Here is a 19,415-nt window from a genome sequence, read left to right as displayed (position 1 = left end):
CCTACGAAGCGAAATAAAAAATAAAGGAGAAGTTTTCCCTAAGCAATTTATCCCTTGGCATTTCAAAAAAGGCAACGACTTAAGCGAAGTTTGCTCACTGCTATAAGTTTTACAGCGCACCTTCTGATAAATTCAGCTATATTTGAAGAAACACACTAGACATAGTAGTAGTTATGAGATTTCAATCATTTATCCAATTAGTGAGCATGATTTTCCTGCCCCTAGGATTGGCTTACGCTCAAAATGACCCTTATTCGCCAGGAGGCTCGGCAACTGCCGAAGAAAAACAATTGTTCCAGGAAATCCCCTCTGTATTCACCGCTTCCAAATACGAACAGAAAGTAAGCAAAGCCCCTGCATCTGTTAGCATTGTGACTGCCGATGAGATAAAAAAATGGGGTTACCAGAGTTTTGGCGACATCATTGCCAGCCTGAAAGGTTTTTACAATACGACTGACCATAATTATGGTTTTATCGGCTCTCGCGGATTTGGCCTTCCCACCGACAACAACACCCGTTTGCTGCTGCTGATTGACGGTCATCGATATAACGACAACCTGTTTGAATCCTTTTATTCCGATCAAAATTTTCCGGTTGATGTGGACATGATAGAACGGGTGGAAGTGGTGCGTGGCCCCAGTTCTTCCCTTTACGGCAGCAGTGCGGTTTTCGGCGTCATTAATGTCATCACTAAGCGGGGGCGGGACCTGGACGGTGCGAATGTGAAGGCTTCATATGGGTCCTTCGATACTTACAAGACTAGCGCGAGCTATGGCAAACGCTTTAACAGTGGACTGGAAGCTTTCCTTACCGGAACGATTTATAACAGCCAAGGCAACACCCGGTTTTTTTCCAAGGAGTTTGACAGCCCTGCCACCAACAATGGCATTTACCAAAACAATGATTACGAAGAGGCCCAAAAACTGATGGGCAAGTTCAGCTACGGCGACTTTACCCTGGAAGGGGTCTATGTCAACCGCAGGAAAGGAATTCCTACCGCATCGTTCGAAACCATTTTTAACGATCCACGCACCCATACCACAGACCAGGCGGCTTTTTTGTACCTTAACTACAACCACACTTTTGAGAACCAACTTAACCTGCAAACAAGGGTTTCGTACAATCAATACAACTACAAAGGGGATTTCCCAACCGATTTCGGAAATCAATTCACCCCCCCGGGGATTGCCATAAACAAGGATTCGACCCATGGTCAGTGGTGGCGTGCCATTACGGAACTATCCAAAGTCATTGACGACCATAGGCTTACCGTCGGCGGCGAAATCCAGCATGATTTCGACCAGTTCCTTAGCAATTTCAATGCCCGTCCCAATTTGCCAATTTCCCAGCTAGTTTCGTCTAACGTAAACTCTTACCGCTGGGCGCTGTTTGCCCAGGATGAATATAAATTCAATGACCAATTTACCTTCAATGCCGGTATTCGTTATGATTTTTACAGTATTTTCGGTGACACCCTCAACCCGCGTTTGGCCTTGATCTATAACCCTTGGGAAAAGACGACAGTAAAATTACTGTACGGCACCGCTTTTAGGGCACCCAGCCAATTTGAGATCAATACCCCCTTCTTCGGGAACTTACCTAACCCTAGCTTGAAACCTGAAAAATTGGATACCACAGAGTTAATCCTAGAACATTATTTCAATGACCACCTGCGTGGAGAATTCAACTTATTTCATACCGATGTCAATAACATCATTGCCCAGGTTTCAGTGAATAACAACAACACACAATCCCAAAACGTCAATAATGCCGAATCCAACGGCCTTGAGTTACAGTTAGAAGATAACTGGGGTAATGGCTTTCAGGGCCGTATCAGTTATTCCTTTCAAAAAACCACAGACTCAAAGACTAACCAACGCCTAGCCAATTCCCCTGCCCACATGGCCAAGCTCAACCTAATTGCGCCGCTTTGGCAGGACATCGTATTTCTTGGCTTTGAAACCCAATACCTGAGCAGCAGGTTAGTGCCTGCAAAAAATCCTGGCGGGGTCATTGGAAAAGTGGATGATTATGTCATCAGTAACCTCACCGTCTTTACTAAGAACTGGGTGAAAGGCCTGGAGTTGTCGGCGGGGGCTTACAACCTGTTTGACGAACGTTATTTCGATCCCGGCTCCCCCGACCACAGGCAAACAGGCATACAAAGAGACGGCATAACATTCAGGGTCAAGGCAAGCATGGATTTCTAATCTGTTGCTTTCATCACACAAATAATAGTTTAATTTATAGTAAGGCGATTCATCCGGTGTTCCCTGGTATTAAATCGATCCATAACTGTGCCATAGGTATTCGTACTAATTGCGAGGCTGAGGGGCGGGTTTTAGTATGGCCTGTCGCAATAAGGTTACGATGGTTTTGGGTGATGCGCTTTTATTTTACGGTACACAAAAATTTGATTGCACTAATCATTGGCATTTGCTTGTGGGCCAATCCTGTTTTTGCCGAAAAAACCAGCCATATTTTAATCATAGCCACTTCCAATGATGCCCCATTGCAAGAAGCGATAAATGGGTTTAAACAGCAAGTTTCAGCGCGCGGCAATATCAAATTCACCGAGATGTTGTTGTCTCAAGTCCACGCTCCCGCCGTTAAGCAAATCGACAGCATTAAACCTGACTTGATTTATGCGTTGGGTGTGGATGCTGCGAAATGGGCCAGCTTACAGACATCCAGCATCCCGATTGTCGCCACCATGGTATTGAAAGAAGATGTGTTCAGGCAAGCGCCCAATATTACCGGTATCAGCCTGGGCTATTCATTACAAACCCAATTCCAATGGTTAAAAAAATTCTTTCCTCAACAAAAAACGGTAGCCGTCTTATTTAACCCTGCCGAGAATGCCGCCACCGTCTTGGAAGCCCAAAAAGCGGGCCTGCAAAATGGCTTCAATTTGGTCGCCATTCCGGTCGAATCGCCAAAGCAACTGCCTTTCGCTCTCGAGCAGTTAGCAAACAACATCGAAATCCTGTTGGCTATCCCGGATGAAACGGTAATGTCCGTCAATACTGCCAAAGAAGTGTTGTTGGCCTCTTTCAGGAATAAAGTGCCATTTATTGGCTTGTCCGACAACTGGGTAAAATCAGGGGCCTTTTATGCTTTGTCCTGGGATTATGCGGATTTGGGCCAACAATCTGCGGAATTGGCGCTAAAAATATTGAACGGTGCATCAATTAAAACAATTTCTCCAGAACATCCGCGAAAAGTCACATATACTATTAATGCCAAGATTGCTGAACACATGAAGATGGACATTCCAGAAGCACTGCTTAAAAACGCTAAAATGGTATTTAATTAAGCTAAATTCTTCAAGATCATTTCCTTCCTAACAGGAAGAGCTTAAGGAGAAATGATAAATTTAAATTTTATACCTATCGCTGCCCTATTTCTTAAGGGGCAGGAGTTTTGGGAATCTTAGGGATTTCCTGCTTGGTAGGACACTGGAGAGATCAATCGTTTGAGATCAATTGCTACAAAATTTAATTTACTGACTATTTTTTTAATCGCGCTGACGGCTTTTCTCACCGCTGGTTACATCATTTGGCAGCATCAACTCAGTGCTTACAAGAACTTTACGGAGCATGGCGAAGAAATTGCCGCCATGCTTTCCAAGAACATTGTCTACGGCATTTACACCGAAAACCAGGAGGCTATCGGGCAATCCCTGCAAAGCTTGGAAGATAATAAGGACATCGCCTATGTAATGGTTTATAACAAGGGTGGGGAAGTCTTAACCCAGCGGCATAAGCGCAACTTAGCCAAATTGCCCTTGCTGGATAGCGGGAAGTTGCCCATTTTGCAGTCCCAGAGTGACGAGTACTCCGACCCTGAAGGCAATCGCTATATCAATATTGTCAACCCCGTTTATATTAAGGCAGGCATGTCCGGCACTGGCCTGGAACAAGAGTTTACAGCGTCCCCAAGCCCATCAAGCAATCCAGAAATCATCGGTTATATCCAGCTTGGAATTAGCCAGAAAAGCATTTCTCAGAGTACGAATAAATTCGTATTGCAAACGTTGATAATCGCGCCTTTGACTATCGTTCTGGGCATGTTTTTGACGCTTTGGCAAACTCGTCGGATCACCCAACCCATTAAGAAATTGGTATTGGCCACACACGATATTGCCAAGGGCGATTTTGGCAAAGATTTTACAGTTTCATCAAAAAACGATGAGATAGGCGAACTTGCGCAATCCTTCAATAAAATGTCCCAAGAGTTGGCGCTCTATCAGAAAGAGGTTTCTGAACACCGTGAGATTTTGGAGGAACAGGTCAGCCAGCGTACCCGGGATCTGCAAAAAAAGACCAATGAAGCCGTCGAGCTTGCCCATAAAGCGGAAGCCGCCAGCAAAGCCAAAAGTGAATTTTTGGCAACTATGAGCCACGAGATCCGCACCCCGATGAATGGTGTGCTCGGCATGACGGAACTGCTGTTAGATTCTTATCTTGATTCCCGACAGCAACAATTGGCTGACACTGCGTTCCGGTCAGCAAAATCGCTGCTCGGCATCATCAATAACATCTTGGATTTCTCCAAAATTGAATCGGGTAAATTCCAACTCGTGCCAAGAGAGTTTGATTTACGCCAATTGCTTACCGATATAGCGGAAATGCTGTCCACCCAGATCGAAAGGGAGAACCTTGAGTTGGTCTTAAACTTGCCGCTCGATTTGTCCGGTAAGGTTAACGCCGATGATGAAAGGCTTAGGCAAGTTCTGGTCAATTTGCTGGGGAACGCATTAAAATTTACCGATCAAGGCTATATAGAACTTAAAGTTAGCCGTCTTCCTGGCCTTGAGCCGGGTGGACGCAGTAATCTCCTTTTTGAAGTTATTGACACCGGTTCCGGCATAGCGCCGGAGCAACAGGCGCAAATTTTCGACAGCTTTACGCAAGCTGACAACTCCACCACTCGCGTGCACGGCGGCACAGGGTTGGGGTTGACAATTTCCAAGCGCTTGGTCGCGCTTATGGGCGGTGAGCTCAAGGTCAAAAGCCGTGTGGGGCAGGGTTCTTGTTTCTTTTTTAGCCTTAACCTCCGCAGCACAAAAGCGTTTGACAAAGCCGTAGATATTAGCGCCTTGAAAAATCAACCGGTACTCGTTGCCGATGATAATCCCATAATCAGGACGATTATTAATGACCAGTTGACCACCTGGGGAATGCGTTGCCATTGTGTGAAGAGCGGCGATTCCACGCTCAAGGAATTGATTGAAGCGGCTCGAATCAACAACCCCTATACCTGCGTATTATTGGATTGTCAAATGCCTGGCATGGATGGCTTGGCAACCGCCCTGGCCATACGGACGGAACCTCGCATTCCGCCATTGTCGGTCATATTGATGGGTACTTCAAATCTTGCCCTGGATTACGGCCAACACAGCAAATATGGGATCAGCCATTTTTTAAACAAACCCGTCACTCAAAGAAACTTGCGCAATACCTTGCTCAATGTCTTTGGTGTAGAAAGTGAACACTCGCTCAATTTGCCTGAATCCCTAGGCAATGACGAAGACCTTCAATTGGAAGGGAATATCTTATTGGCGGAGGACAATTTTATCAACCAGGAAGTTGCTAAAGGCCTACTTAGGGTTATAGGGTGTGATGTGGATGTAGCCCATAACGGTTTGGAAGCCTTGGACAAGTCCACCAAGGTCAAATATGACCTTATCCTCATGGACTGCCACATGCCTGGGATGGATGGTTTTGAGGCGGCCGCTCAAATTAGGCGGCGTGAACTGTCAGGTCATGTTTCCCGAGTCCCTATCGTCGCCTTAACTGCCGATGTACAAAAAGGTGTTATCGAACAATGCTCCGCCGCTGGAATGGACGGTTACCTCAGTAAGCCCTATACCCGAAGGCAGTTGCAACAAGCCTTAGTGAAATGGTTGCCCCTTAAACAAAAAACACCCACAAAAGGCTTCGATGAATCAACAAAACAAACCGACGATCAGCAATCCAGCCAAACATTGCTTGATCAAGCGGCACTTGATAACTTACGTTACCTGACCACATCCAGCGGAGAGAACTTGTTGGATAAGGCCGTCGCCTTGTTTTTGGAATCGGCACCCCAGGAAATTGAGGCGCTAAAGCAGGCGGCGGAAAATAGGGATGCCGTGCAATTGGCTAATATCGCACACAATTTCAAATCTTCTTGCGGCAACCTCGGTGCGAATGCCATGGCCAAAAATGCCGCGATGCTGGAATCCATCGGTAGACAAAAACACACGCAAGGTGCAATCGAATTGGTGCGAACCATGGGCGATGAATTGCCCTTGGTTATCGAGGCGTTACAAAAAGAAATTGCCAAGCCCGATGCGCCTTCAGCAGTGGAAACAGGCAATACCGAACCGCAAAATTATCAATCGCGCAATAAAATTTTACTCATTGACGATGACTCCGGATTTCGTGCAATAACCAGTTCCGCGTTAACGGCTTCAGACTTTGTCGTCGATGAGGCAGCGAGCGGGCCTGAAGGGATAGAACGGGTCAAACAACAGTTGCCGGATTTAATCTTGCTTGATGCTAACATGCCTGATCTTGACGGCTTTGAGACTTGCCGGTTGTTAAGGCAGGACCCAAACTTGACGGACATCCCTATCATCATGGCGACGGGCATGGATGATGTGGACTCTATACATAAGGCCTTTGCTGCGGGCGCTACAGACTTTGTTGCCAAGCCTGTTAACTACCCGATTCTCATACAGCGCATTAACTTTGGTTTACGTACTGGACAAGTGACGGCTGAACTTAGGAACAGCAAACTCCAGTTGACCGCCGCACAACGGATTGCCCGTTTAGGCTACTGGACGTGGGACAAACAACGTGACCACTTCACCATTTCTGACCAACTGGCGCAATTATGCGGCATAGACCTGAATACGTTCGACGGCACGCTAGCTGGTTTTATTAATCTTATTCATCCCAAGGACAGGGAGTTCGTCAAAGATGTCATCAACGCCGCTGCACACAGCAAGGCAATCCAGCATATTGAATATCGGGTTAATGCCAAGCCATCGGAAATTATCGAGGTGCAGCAAGAAATTGAAGCCTTAACCAGCAAGAACCTGCTTTTTATTACCGGCATCGTCCAGGACATTTCCCACAAGAAACAAACGGAAAAGCAAATCCATCGCCTAGCCTACTTTGACCACCTGACCGGCCTGGCCAATCGATCCTACTACCAGGAACGCATGGAAGACATCATCAAGTCAGCCGCGCAACGCAAGGCCCAATTCGCCTTCTTGTTTATTGACTTGGATGGCTTTAAAAGCATCAACGATAATTTCGGCCACCATATCGGCGATGTTTATCTCCAAGAAATCGCCCAACGGCTAAAGCTTATTGCACGGGAAATAGATTTTATCGTACGGCTTGGGGGGGATGAATTTTGCATCATCGTGAACAATATTACGGATGAGGCTAGCGTTTCGGAAGTCGCGAAACGCTGCCTGCAAAAAATCAATCAGCCACTGATGCTGAACAATCACCAGATCAAGCCCAAAGCCAGTATAGGGGTCGCGTTATTCCCAAAAGATGGTATCAGCGAACCGGAATTATTGAAAGCGGCGGATACCGCCATGTACTTGGCTAAACAAACCGGTAAACAGCGTTATATTTTCTATTCCCCAGACATGGCTAACCAGACCCAACAACGCCTGGAAAAAGAAAGTATGTTGCGCGAAGCATCTGCCAAGGAACAATTTGTGCTGCACTATCAACCTCAGGTGTCGTTGAAAACGGGCAAAATCGTGGGGGTTGAGGCTCTCGCCCGTTGGCAACATCCAGAGAAAGGGATCATTTCCCCCGGCGATTTTATTTCCCTTGCCGAGCAACTGGGTTTAATAGCCCAACTGGGTCATTGGGCATTGAAAACGGCCTGCGAACAAATTGCCGAGTGGCATAGCGCGGGGCTTCCGTATATCCAAGTTGGCGTTAATATTTCGCCAGCTTATTTTCAGGATCCAAGCCTACTGGACACCATAAAAGAATTGCTTGATAAAACCCAAGTTCCCGCCCAATACCTGCAATTGGAAATAACTGAAAATGGATTACAGGCTGTTAGCCGCATAGAAATCTTTGGTCACTTGAGAAAGCTGGGCGTAAAAATAGCGATAGACGATTTCGGCAGCGGATTTTCCAGTTTGGCATCGCTAAAGCAACTGCCTCTTGACGGCTTAAAAATCGACAAAATGTTTATCGAAGACCTGATGACAAATCCGCATACGCCATTACTGCTAGGTACTATTATCGGTTTGGCTAACGCGTTGAATTTTACCCTCATAGCCGAAGGTGTGGAAACCAAGGATCAGGCTTCCGTGATGTTGGGTTTGGGTTGCAATGTCATGCAAGGTTATTTGTTTAGCCGTCCCGTTTCGGGCAGCGAAATTCCTGCACTCATGGCGCATGATTTTTCAATTGAAAACAAGGGCAACCTGACTAAAGATACCGCTGTCGTGCCCACTAGTCTCAAAACGGAACCTGATGAAACTAACAGTTGATCCTTTCATCGGGAAGGATAGGCAATGCGGTTTATCGATGCGTTAAGCAAAGCCTGATTGGCAGGGTCAAGACGAGGATGTTACGATTTTACATGACAAATTAGCAAGGCCATAAGGGGTAAGCTACTTAACAATCAAGCTGTTATTGACCTGTTTGACTCCTTTAACGCGACGCGCCAAATCTACGGCCCGATTGGCAGCTTCTTTAGTGTTCACGAAACCACTCAATTGGACGACGCCTTTAAAGGTTTCGACTGAAACTTGTCCGAATTTAACTTTGGAATCGCCTAGGATTGACAATCTCACTTTATTGGAGACAACGCTGTCATCGAGCAATTCTCCTGTACTTTGATAGGTTTTGCCCCCGGCACAACCAACCAGTGAAGGAGGCACAGAAAGGCTGAGCAAAATAAGGGCCAATAATTTTAAATTGTGCATGGTATTTGTCTATCAAGGGTGAAGAGAGCAAAAATTGAAATACTAAAATCCAAGCTATGTTCGCCGCACATTCTGGCAGGGATCCCTTAATGCACAATTAAGCAAACCACCAAAAGATACAGCCGTTTTTGCTGGCTGAGATTTATCATACAACAATATCGAATAGTTGTAACCACTCGTTACAAAATCCCTCGCGGCGTTTGCTTTAAGCTCAGTAAATCGGCGTTTATCAAGAAGAATGATAAAATCCTAAACCTTATGCCAACCATTTTCATTACTCTATGTCCTCACGCTTGAAGCTCCCATCTGATGCGCTGAAATTAACTATCGACCTAGCGGATATTGATTTAGAAGCAATATCCTCACCCCAATATAACATTCTGGGCCAGCCCAGGGCGCAATCCGCGCTGGAGTTTGGCATCGCCATGCCCAACGAAGGATATAACGTCTTTGTGATGGGTGAGCCAGGATTGGGGCGTTTGTCTATGGTCACTAGTCATCTGAACGAATTGTGCCGAAATCTCCCCACCCCGTCTTCTTACGCCTATGTCGATAACTTTGACAACCAAAGGGAGCCACTGGCTATTTCATTGCCGCCTGGGTTGGGTCGGCAATTTTGCAATGATATTGAAGACCTGATCGATAATTTGCTGGTCACTTTCCCCGCTGTTTTTGAAAGCCCCAGTTACCAGCAAAAAAAATCGGCCATCGAGCGGTCGTTCAATCAAGCTTATAACAATGCGATTGACGTAGTTGATAAAAAATCAAGAAGCAAAAGCATTGCCTTATTCCGGGAAAATGAAGGGGTCACTTTCGTTCCGATAAAAAACAATAAATCCCTTGATGAGGACCAATTCGCTGAATTGCCTCAAACCGAACGGGATTTGTTTCACCAGGATGTCGAAGAACTTGAAGAATATTTGAATGAAGCGTTATTGGATTTGCCCCAATGGCGCAGGACGATGGTCGAAAAAATCAAACAATTAGATACTGAGACAATTCAACTTGCCATTACTCCCCTATTTGCGGCAATTGATGAGAAATACCGAGACTTGGCTGATGTCTGCGGTTATTTGTCGGAAATCAAAAAAAACCTGAATAACACGATTACCGACTACTTGGCACCGACCCGCTCGATTGAGCCCAGCAATAACGCCATCAAACGGGCCGCATTAATCGAGCTTTATGCCCCTAATATCTTGGTCGATCACCCTCATGGCAGCGGCGCACCCGTTATTTTTGAACCGCACCCCACTTACCAAAACCTGTTTGGGCGCATTGAGTACCTTAGCGACCAAGGGACGCTGATTACTACTTACCGCAGGATTTGTGCGGGCTCGTTGCATAAGGCAAATGGCGGTTATCTCATCCTCGATGCTGAAAAACTCTTAACCTATCCGTTTGTTTGGGAAGGCATTAAGCGGGCCTTACAAGCAGGCCGCATAGAAATTGAATCGCCTTATTCCGATTTGGGTATCAACACCGTGACCTTAAAACCCCAGGACATTCCCTTAAAAACCAAAATCATCCTGGTCGGATCACGGGATATTTATTATTTGCTCGAAGAACTGGATAGTGAATTTAACGAGATGTTTAAAATCCTCGCCGATTTTGATAATTACATTCCGCTGAACCAAGAATCCGCGCAACAATTTGCATTTCGTATGGTGAAACATGCCGCGGACACAGGATTTAAACCCTTAACCAAAGCCGCTATCCAACGGCTTATGGAGCATAGTTGCCGTCAATCGGAAAATCAACATCATCTATCTGCACACATCAATGATTCCTTGGATATTATTTCAGAAGCCCAACTGTTCGTAGACCAAACTCATGATGATTTCATCGATAAGTCGCATATCGAACAAGCGTTGACTGCGCGGGAATACCGCAATGGAAGGATACCCCAAACCGTGCTGGAAGAAATGCTGGATGGCACCATACTCATCGATACGGAGGGTGAGGCAGTCGGCAAAATCAACGGGTTGACCGTCATTGAAATAGGCGGCAGCAGTTTTGGCGCACCTGCACGAATCACGGCTACCGTGTACCCTGGCTCAAGGGGTATCGTCGATATTGAGCGGGAAGCCGAGTTAGGCCAATCCATCCATTCCAAGGGCGTGATGATATTGACCGGTTATTTAGGCCATTGCTACGCCCAACAATTTCCTTTGGCAATTTCTGCCAGTATCGCTATTGAACAATCTTACGGCTACATAGACGGCGATAGCGCTTCGTTGGCGGAATTGTGTTGCCTTATTTCCGCCCTTACGCGTACTCCGATCAAGCAGTCTTTCGCAGTGACCGGATCAATCAACCAATACGGTGAAGTGCAAGCCATCGGCGGCGTGAATGAAAAAATAGAGGGCTTTTTCCGCTTATGCCAAGCACGGGGCCTTAATGGCGACCATGCGGTTATTGTTCCCACCGCAAATAAGCGTAACCTGATGTTGAAGCAAGAGGTCATCGATGCCGTCATGAAAGGGCAATTTTCAATTTATGCCGTCTCAAGCGTCGACGAAACCTTGGAGTTGCTAACCGGTAAAACCATAGGCACCATCGACAACGACGGTAATTACCCGGAACACAGCCTTAATTTTAAAGCCATATCCCGGTTAAAAGAAATTTCCGACCTGGCCGGTGATGACGATAAGGAAGGTGCGCTGTAAATTGGCCGGAACCCTATGGCCCGGATAAGGCTCGTCCATCTGCTTGCTCTTAGTGGTTGGAATTGTCCGCGCTTTTAGCCGTAATTAAGGTAACACAGGTTCAGGGCTTAGGTGACCACATCCGGTTCGGTCCTGCCTGTCCGTTTTTTAACTTCGCAAAGTTGTTCCGCCAAGTCAATCAAGTCTGCCAAAGCGGTTTGTGCGTCTTGGTTATGCTTTGTGGTATCCGGTTCAAAACGTTCCAAATAGATCCTTAAAGTCGCGCCCACCGTACCTGTCCCTGACAAGCGAAATACAATCCTTGAGCCATTAGTAAAGCCAATACGAACGCCTTGGTTGCTGCTGACGCTACCATCGACCGGGTCGGTATAGCTGAACTCATCGGCAAAACTGATTTCGTATTCGCCAAAGTGCTGTCCCGGTAAGATAGGCAATTGGCCGCATAAATGCTCTACAATGCCTTTGGCAATGGTCGCGTCAACCGCTTCGTAATCGTGGCGGCTGTATATATCCCGTCCAAAAGTTTGCCAATGCTCGTGGACGATTTCGGCAACAGATTGGCGTTTTACGGCGATTAAATTCAGCCAGAACAGTGCCGCCCATACGCCGTCTTTCTCGCGTACATGGTCGGATCCTGTGCCAAAACTTTCCTCGCCGCATAAGGTGATCTTGCCGGCATCCAGCAGGTTACCGAAAAACTTCCAGCCGGTTGGGGTCTCAAAACAGGGGATATTGTATTTGGCGGCGACACGATCTACCGCTTGGCTGGTCGGCATGGAACGGGCGACGCCCGCCAAACCCTTGGCGTAAGCGGGTATCAGATGGGCATTTGCCGCCATGATTGCCAAGCTGTCGCTGGGTGTGACAAAAATTTGTTTGCCTGTAATCATGTTGCGGTCGCCGTCGCCATCAGAAGCTGCACCAAACGTTGGCGCGTCATCGCTGAACATTGCTTCTGCCAGTTCATGGGCATGAGCGAGGTTTGGGTCAGGGTGATGTCCGCCAAAGTCTTCCAAAGGTTCTGCATTGATGACTGAATTGGGGCTTGCGCCCAGCAAATCGACCAATATCCGTTTGGCATAAGGGCCGGTGATGGCGCTCATGGCATCGAAAAGCAAGGTGATGTAACCGCTGCCAATACTTTGTTTCAGTAAGTCAAAATCAAATAGGGATTGCATCAGTTCGGCATAATCGGAGACTGGATCGATTATCTTGATGGTCATGCCATCGAGTTGTTGGGTGCCAAGTTGATCCAAATCAACATCTTCCATCACGGCAATCTTATAGCTATCAATCACTTGACTGCGCTTGAAAAAAGCATGGGTATATTTTTCAGGTGCCGGGCCGCCGTTGCTGACATTGTACTTGATACCGAAATCTTCGTTAGGGCCGCCGGGATTATGGCTGGCAGATAGCACCAAGCCGCCAAACGCCTTGTATTTCCTGATAATATTTGATGCGGCAGGGGTTGATAATAAGCCGCCCTGACCTATAATAAGCTCACCAAAACCGTTAGCGGCCGCAATTTTGATGATGCTTTGAATGGCGGTTCGGTTAAAATAGCGACCGTCACCCCCCAAAACCAAGGTTTTACCGGAAAAGTCCTCGAGCGAATCAAAAATGGCTTGGACAAAATTTTCCAGGTAGCCGGGTTGTTGAAAAATCTTAACTTTTTTGCGCAGCCCAGATGTTCCTGGATTTTGGTCGTCGTAAGAGTGGGTGTTAATGGTTTCGATTTGCATTCTTTATCCTGTACGGTGTTAGACTGTCTGAGTAAAGTACACTATATTTCCTATCTCGTGTAGACCTTGCGATATGTTACGGATTTTTTTATTTCTGATTTGTTGTTTTTGTCCTTTAAGTGCTTTTGCTTACGACGATATCTGGCTGCTTATCGACACGAATGCGCTTAAAATTGAAGTCAAACGCGGCGAACAAACCATTGACATCATTGATGGCATTGCCATAGGGCAGGCAGGTGCTGGACAAAAGACGCATCGTGGCGACAATATTACCCCTTACGGCGAATATCGTATTGGCTGGGTGGGCCAGCAAAGCTCGTTTCACAAGTTTTTCGGCCTCAACTACCCATCCATTCAAGATGCTGATAATGCGTTACGGAAAGGCATGATCGACCGATATACTTATAAGGATATCTTAAGCGCCCACATGTACCATCAAGTTCCGCCGCAAAACACGGTTTTGGGTGGTCGGATTGGCATTCACGGGCTTGGGAATGCCAGTGAAGAAATTCATAGGACGATGAATTGGACGCACGGATGTATCGCGTTAACCAATAACCAAATTGACCATTTAAGCCAGTGGGTCGATACGGGAACGCTTGTAAAAATAAAATAAAGCTGGAAATTATTAAAAACGATGCTAGAATTTAATTGGCTATACGTTTTTTTGTAGCAATAACTTTGAAATAAGGAAAATAACATGAAAAGATTAGTTAAAGTGTCAATGATTGCTCTAGCGGCTAGCTTAATGGTTGGCTGTGCTACCAATTCAGATATCGAAAATTTGCAAACTCAGATTGATGGTTTGAAAACCTCTGTTGCACAAGCTTCTTCTGATGCAGCTAGCGCAAATGCGGCTGCTGCTGACGCGAAAGCCGCTGCAGAACGTGCTGCACAATATGCACAAGATACAAACAGCAAACTGGACAACATGTTCAAAAAATCGATGATGAAATAATCGTCATTATTGCTATAGTGAGACCAAAAAAAGCTCGGTGGCATTGAAGCCATCGAGCTTTTTTTTGCCCTGGGTTACGGCTGGCTTACGTCGCCAAACAAGGCAATAATGCGCGGCAGAAACAATCCAAGTTCCGCTGACATTATCGCAAAATCCACATCAAAGCGGGTCGCTTCATCCTCGATATCCAATTCCTTCAATTGATCCTGCACCAAATCCAAAAACCGCAATCGCTTGATGGCTAGATTTTTATCCAGCACAAAAGACAATCGATCCGCCCAACTCAGTGCCAATTGAATGACTTCCTTGCCCGAATCCAGATGATTCTGGATCTCCGGCAACGCCAAATCCTGGCGTTTGCAGCGGATAATGCTGGCTTCTTCCCCAGGCGAACGCAACTCGCATTCGTCCTCAACCACAATATCGTCAGGCGTTTGTTGGCTTACCAGCCATTGGGTCATAACCGTAACCGGGTTGTTAGTGGTGTTTATCGGCACGGCAGGCAATGAGCCTAGGCTTCTGCGCAATAAACTTAACAAATCCTCGGCCTTGTTCGACGAGGCAGCATCCACTACCAGCCAGCCGCCTTTAGGGTCAATGTATGCGTATGTTTTGCGGGAAAACGTAAACGCCCGTGGAAACAAATCGAAAATAAGCTCATCTTTAAGGCGCGTACGTTCCTTTTTCGATAGCTTTCGCCCTTGCTGTTCTTCCTGGTCAGCCAATTTCTCCTGAAGCATTTCGTTGACGACCGCTGTCGGCAAAACCCGCTCCTGTTTCTTGACGCACAGCATCATATAGCCATTGGTTGCGTGGACTAATGCCTGCCCTGAATTTCCCATGGGTGCAGCCCATCCGTAACTGGATTCTTCATGGGCTCCGCAGGGGCGAAACCGTAATGCTTCCATTTTTTCTGCCAACTCATCGGGATCAAAAGTAAACGGTTCTGTGATACGAAAAAGGCTAAGATTTTTAAACCACATGGATGTATTGTTACCTCAAGAAAATGGGAGCGGCATTATTGCACAATGAAGCTTGAACGCGAACTTCATTTCGTAACCAAGGCAATCTTGTCGCTTTTAAGGATATGACCGGATGGTTTAAGGATGCCTTAAACCAGGTCTATAGCTATGGGTGTAATCGTACGAATCGGTACGGGCGACATTTGAAGGAATACTTGTGGAATCCCTGAATAAGTTGATTCCGCTCATGGTTCGACACACTCGCCATGAACGGAACCAACACCTTACCGTTCGTCCTGAGCTTGTCAGGACTTGTTCGGAGTTTGTTTCCCGGATGCCGTGATTTTCCCTATTAAGATAGGCGAGGTCAATTAGTGGCCTTGTGTCGAGTGGACGCTAAGCCAATCAGCCGTTTAAGTTTAATTATAGCCCAATGGCCTAATGTGAACGGATCACTTCAACATGGTTGATAAACGAGGTGAGGTGCAGCTGTTTGGTCAGGCGATAGCGGGCATTCCTGTGGTTTTTGTGTATAAATATGAATTCGCTAGGACGAAAGTCTTTGTTCATTAAGATCAAGCTGGTGGGTTGTTTGGTGGCTTCCTTGCCGGGCAACAAAATGGCATAAACCTCGTTATTTGGATAACCTGGATTGGAAACCTTTACGAATGAGGCATTCTCTCCCATTAGTTCAACACCCATGAACATCCCCGTTTCTTTGGATTGTGCCAGCCAACGGATTAAGCCAATGGTCAGGTTTTTATTCATGATTCCGATAATGCTGCCTACTTTGGGCCTTATATGGTGGTCTGTCCATAATAATCCAAAGCCTTTTGGGCTTTTGTCGACGAGGTGCATATTGGTTTTATGGGGCGGGGTTTGTTGGTTGTTCTTCCAGATCTCCGATGTGTCGGTAAATTCAACCTGGAAGGTTGGTTGCGAAATCAAGTTTCCAGTATGTTTGCCATCTGTCGGCGTTATTTCAAAATCCAGTTCGCGTAATTCACCGGGCCGGCTGGGGTCGAAATATCCTGCTTGCGCAAGAAAATTTTGTTGTTCAATTTCCTTGCTGCGCAAGAAATTGACGATGTTATCAAAATCCATAATGCCGAGATGGTTGCCTTCCGCAGGTTCCCTCGGGTCTTTTCTTTGCTCGTTGAGGGTTAATGTTTTTGCTAGGCGCAGAAGCATTAAACGATCGGTAGGGACATAATGGGTGCGTTTATCGTAAGTCGCTTCGAGAATATTGCTGGCGACAATGACCGTGGCGATATACAAGCGGTCTGGGTCGGGGTTTTCCGAGTTTTCATTAGAAATAAGGGGTGGGCTATTGCCTCTCAAGTGTATGGAGGGAATGCCCTTGAACTTCTTTTGGGGGACGGATTTCAATAATCCGGTATTTTCTGCATAGAGCCCCAACAAGTCGTAAATCGTCCGCATTTCCGACGGTGAAAATTGATTGGTGTTGCTTAGGGCAAACACCAGTACCCGTTTGAAGGCGTTGTCGATGGCCCGTGCGCCGGGATTGAATTCGCTGTCCGTAAGACGGTTAAGTTGGGCGTGACGATAAAATTGAAAGCATCTGTGCCAAAAATTAGTGACAGGTTTGGTGTAAGTTTGGAAAATGTATAACAAGCTTCTGCCCATTGCTTGGATGCCGTTGGACAAGATCGAGGTTTTTTCCTCGATGGTGAAGTATTCATCCCCTTTAAAAGCGTCGTCCTGACAAAACAGCGCATACCCCTCTGCAAGTTCCAGGGTGCTCCAAACCGACAGGTCATTTCTGACCGATTCATTGTCAGGCGATTCGGAAAGGGAGTCGTTAGTGTTCGGGAGGGCAGTTAGCATGGTTGTGGCTGCCACCAGCATCAAACCCATTTTTTCCAAAAAAAACAAGCGCGTCCTGCCGGGGATGAGGTTCCGTGCAGGAGGGTAATCGTTATTCAGCGCTTGTAGTACTTGCAGGATTTTCAGGCATTTTGTTATTTCTCCCTCTTTGGCTAGCGTCTTAAGCCATTCTGAAAACGCCATCTCATCAATGGCAAACGGCAATGGCACGGTAATGGGCTGTGGGCAAGATGGGTATGTTGATGACAAATTAAACGAGTGAGAACTCATCAGTTACGCCTTGGGTTGAGGTAAAGTTGCATGGGCATTAAAGTTTTCCATGCAATAAAATTGTGGTTGCATCTAATTTTAGTTAGAGATTGTGATTTTAGAAACACTTTAGCAAACTTTAACGGCATTTGCTTCCGCCAAAATTTAACTTAACCAAAATGTAACCCATCAATACTGCTGTTTCGGATGGCTACTACGGTACAAACGCCTCGCAGAAAGGACGGTTGCCGCCATTAAGTTAAGCGGTAATTCAGTGTGTAGTCGTTGTTTTCACCACTGTAAAACCGGCTTGATGACTGAGTCCACCTGTTCGACATCGATCAGGCCGAAATAACGGCCATCAAACGCATCTTCATCGATATTGGACATTAACAAAATTTCATCTTCTTTTAATTCATAATTTTCTATTGTTGGCAGGGCCATAGGATGCCCATCCCGGTCATGCGCGAGCGGCTTGCTATTGGGGTACAATACATTATTTACGTATACGCCGTCAGCATTGATCGTCACTCTATTTTTAAACTTAGCTGCCACTATTAACATCATGCTGTCGAAACCATCCGGGCAATTGCCTGGACCAATAGTGCCGCGATTCAGTGCTTCCTGGAATTCGGGTCGGTTGGGCGGGCAGAAAACAACCGTCTTGCCAATGCCTAAGGGCTTATCGACTTTCCAGTACAAGCCGGAAGGTATGGTTGAACGCGTATTGACAATACCGCCCATCGTGAAAAAAGCACCGCACAGCAATAATAAAATGGCGGTAATTGACACGAGCGTCATTGAAGCTTTATTTTTGTCCATAGAGTCGAATGGTTACAGGGTTGATGATGCATCCAGTATAACATTATGGAAATTACCGTAAAATGCCGCGTTATGGATCATTTATAGAATTGAAACGGCAATAGGTGGGGTCCCGTTGAAATGGATGCCGTGAATAAAGCCTTACAAATTACACTTTTCAAGCATTCATCGTATTATATGGGGCCTAAGGAAGTGTACAAAGAAAGATCCGCCGATTTTGTACTTTACTGACAGTTAACATTCAACAATACAGGATGCTCCATGCCCCTTCTCATCCAGGAGTTAGCAGAAACTGAATTATTACGGCAGGTATCGGATGACATCCTAAAACAAGTCTTGGCGCATGCCGAACCTTTGGGTTTCAGCCCTGGTGAAGTGCTGCTTTCACCCGAGCAGGACAATAAGCATATTTACTTGTTGCTCTCAGGTACGCTCACAGTGCATTTTGATTCGCCGGACTCGCCCGTAATTCGGGAAATAACCGAAGGTTTTTCGGTGGGCGAAATGTCAATTATTGGCGATACGGCCCCGTCCGCTTACGTGAAGGCCAAAGGTTTTTGCAGGGTATTCCCCATTCATCGCGATTTTCTGCTCGAGCTCATACATAATGCCCAGCCGATTGCATACAATTTGCTTCGTTTACTTACCCAATGGATGAAAGCCAACACGCAGAAAATCATCAATGACCAAGTCCAAATATCCGAACTAACCAATCAGGCCAACATCGATGGGCTAACCGGGCTATACAACCGCCGCTGGCTGGATAATGCGCTTCCGCGCATCCTTTCGCAAATGATTGGCATCGGCCAACCGCTTTGCGTGCTCGTTATTGATATCGATTACTTCAAAAAATACAATGATTTACATGGTCATCAGGGGGGTGATATCGCGTTAATTTATATGGGGAATGTTGTCAGGTCCAATATTCGGCCTTATGATTTTGCCGCCCGTATTGGGGGTGAGGAATTTATGGTCCTTCTGCCAAACACCAATTTGACGGTCGGTATCGCACTAGCGGAACGAATACGGCAGGAAACAGAAAATCAAGTCATTGCGCACCCCGACGGTGCTGCAATGCCGAGTATAACGGTGTCAATTGGTATTGCGCTTAGCGATGCAAGCTCAACGTCAAAATCACTATTTTCAGCCGCAGACAAGCAGTTATATTCAGCTAAACAAAGTGGGCGCAATTGCGTGAAATATTAG

Annotated in this window: 12 protein-coding genes; 7 read left to right on the top strand and 5 right to left on the bottom strand. The window is 46.3% G+C overall.

Going from position 1 to position 19,415, the window contains the following annotated elements:
• Nucleotides 1–173: 173 nt before the first annotated feature.
• From MGMO_RS13160 to MGMO_RS13150, 3 genes are all read left to right on the top strand, one after another.
• Nucleotides 174–2,210, top strand: coding sequence for a TonB-dependent receptor plug domain-containing protein (locus MGMO_RS13160; RefSeq protein WP_023495553.1), 2,037 nt, complete (start codon nt 174–176; stop codon nt 2,208–2,210).
• Nucleotides 2,211–2,383: 173 nt separating this feature from the next.
• Complete coding sequence (locus MGMO_RS13155; protein ID WP_036308008.1) at nt 2,384–3,316, top strand: ABC transporter substrate-binding protein; 933 nt, start codon at nt 2,384–2,386, stop codon at nt 3,314–3,316.
• Nucleotides 3,317–3,475: 159 nt separating this feature from the next.
• A complete protein-coding gene (locus MGMO_RS13150; protein WP_023495551.1) occupies nt 3,476–8,521 on the top strand; it encodes an EAL domain-containing protein in 5,046 nt (1,681 codons plus the stop codon).
• A gap of 123 nt (nt 8,522–8,644) precedes the next feature.
• Here the strand turns inward: MGMO_RS13150 and MGMO_RS13145 are convergent, their stop codons facing one another.
• A complete protein-coding gene (locus MGMO_RS13145; protein ID WP_023495550.1) occupies nt 8,645–8,959 on the bottom strand; it encodes a BON domain-containing protein in 315 nt (104 codons plus the stop codon).
• Between the two features lie 281 nt (nt 8,960–9,240).
• Between MGMO_RS13145 and MGMO_RS13140 the strand changes: the two genes are divergently transcribed.
• Nucleotides 9,241–11,628, top strand: coding sequence for a Lon protease family protein (locus MGMO_RS13140; RefSeq protein WP_023495549.1), 2,388 nt, complete (start codon nt 9,241–9,243; stop codon nt 11,626–11,628).
• Nucleotides 11,629–11,735: 107 nt separating this feature from the next.
• On the opposite strand, the gene MGMO_RS13135 is transcribed toward MGMO_RS13140, so the two are convergent.
• The gene (locus tag MGMO_RS13135; RefSeq protein ID WP_023495548.1) at nt 11,736–13,370 is read right to left on the bottom strand and encodes an alpha-D-glucose phosphate-specific phosphoglucomutase; all 1,635 of its coding nucleotides are present in this window, start codon (nt 13,368–13,370) and stop codon (nt 11,736–11,738) included.
• Between the two features lie 73 nt (nt 13,371–13,443).
• Here MGMO_RS13135 and MGMO_RS13130 point away from each other — a divergent pair, with 73 nt between their 5' ends.
• On the top strand, nt 13,444–13,986 hold the full coding sequence (locus MGMO_RS13130; RefSeq protein WP_023495547.1) for a L,D-transpeptidase family protein: 543 nt from the start codon (nt 13,444–13,446) through the stop codon (nt 13,984–13,986).
• Between the two features lie 84 nt (nt 13,987–14,070).
• Complete coding sequence (locus tag MGMO_RS13125; RefSeq protein WP_023495546.1) at nt 14,071–14,328, top strand: Lpp/OprI family alanine-zipper lipoprotein; 258 nt, start codon at nt 14,071–14,073, stop codon at nt 14,326–14,328.
• A gap of 74 nt (nt 14,329–14,402) precedes the next feature.
• Here the strand turns inward: MGMO_RS13125 and rdgC are convergent, their stop codons facing one another.
• The 3 genes from rdgC to traF all read right to left on the bottom strand — a co-directional run bounded on the left by rdgC (nt 14,403) and on the right by traF (nt 18,209).
• Nucleotides 14,403–15,311 (bottom strand): recombination-associated protein RdgC, encoded by a 909-nt coding sequence (gene rdgC, locus MGMO_RS13120; RefSeq protein ID WP_023495545.1) that lies wholly within the window; start codon nt 15,309–15,311, stop codon nt 14,403–14,405.
• Between the two features lie 417 nt (nt 15,312–15,728).
• Nucleotides 15,729–17,408: a hypothetical protein gene (locus tag MGMO_RS13115; protein WP_023495544.1), complete on the bottom strand. Its 1,680-nt coding sequence runs from the start codon at nt 17,406–17,408 to the stop codon at nt 15,729–15,731.
• Between the two features lie 270 nt (nt 17,409–17,678).
• Complete coding sequence (gene traF, locus MGMO_RS13110; RefSeq protein ID WP_023495543.1) at nt 17,679–18,209, bottom strand: conjugative transfer signal peptidase TraF; 531 nt, start codon at nt 18,207–18,209, stop codon at nt 17,679–17,681.
• Nucleotides 18,210–18,470: 261 nt separating this feature from the next.
• On the opposite strand from traF, the gene MGMO_RS13105 reads away from it, so the two are divergent.
• Complete coding sequence (locus tag MGMO_RS13105) at nt 18,471–19,415, top strand: GGDEF domain-containing protein (RefSeq protein ID WP_023495542.1); 945 nt, start codon at nt 18,471–18,473, stop codon at nt 19,413–19,415.

Source organism: Methyloglobulus morosus KoM1 (genome assembly GCF_000496735.2).
GTDB lineage: Bacteria > Pseudomonadota > Gammaproteobacteria > Methylococcales > Methylomonadaceae > Methyloglobulus > Methyloglobulus morosus.
This window is presented reverse-complemented; position numbering and strand designations above follow the sequence as displayed.

Bases quoted from the DNA above. Each gene is read 5' to 3' on its own strand.
- MGMO_RS13105 (WP_023495542.1), top strand. From the start codon at position 18,471: ATGCCCCTTCTCATCCAGGAGTTAGCAGAAACTGAATTATTACGGCAG.
- MGMO_RS13140 (WP_023495549.1), top strand. From the start codon at position 9,241: ATGTCCTCACGCTTGAAGCTCCCATCTGATGCGCTGAAATTAACTATC.
- MGMO_RS13115 (WP_023495544.1), bottom strand. From the start codon at position 17,408: ATGAGTTCTCACTCGTTTAATTTGTCATCAACATACCCATCTTGCCCA.
- MGMO_RS13130 (WP_023495547.1), top strand. From the start codon at position 13,444: ATGTTACGGATTTTTTTATTTCTGATTTGTTGTTTTTGTCCTTTAAGT.
- rdgC (WP_023495545.1), bottom strand. From the start codon at position 15,311: ATGTGGTTTAAAAATCTTAGCCTTTTTCGTATCACAGAACCGTTTACT.
- MGMO_RS13155 (WP_036308008.1), top strand. From the start codon at position 2,384: ATGCGCTTTTATTTTACGGTACACAAAAATTTGATTGCACTAATCATT.
- MGMO_RS13135 (WP_023495548.1), bottom strand. From the start codon at position 13,370: ATGCAAATCGAAACCATTAACACCCACTCTTACGACGACCAAAATCCA.
- traF (WP_023495543.1), bottom strand. From the start codon at position 18,209: ATGGACAAAAATAAAGCTTCAATGACGCTCGTGTCAATTACCGCCATT.
- MGMO_RS13160 (WP_023495553.1), top strand. From the start codon at position 174: ATGAGATTTCAATCATTTATCCAATTAGTGAGCATGATTTTCCTGCCC.
- MGMO_RS13125 (WP_023495546.1), top strand. From the start codon at position 14,071: ATGAAAAGATTAGTTAAAGTGTCAATGATTGCTCTAGCGGCTAGCTTA.
- MGMO_RS13145 (WP_023495550.1), bottom strand. From the start codon at position 8,959: ATGCACAATTTAAAATTATTGGCCCTTATTTTGCTCAGCCTTTCTGTG.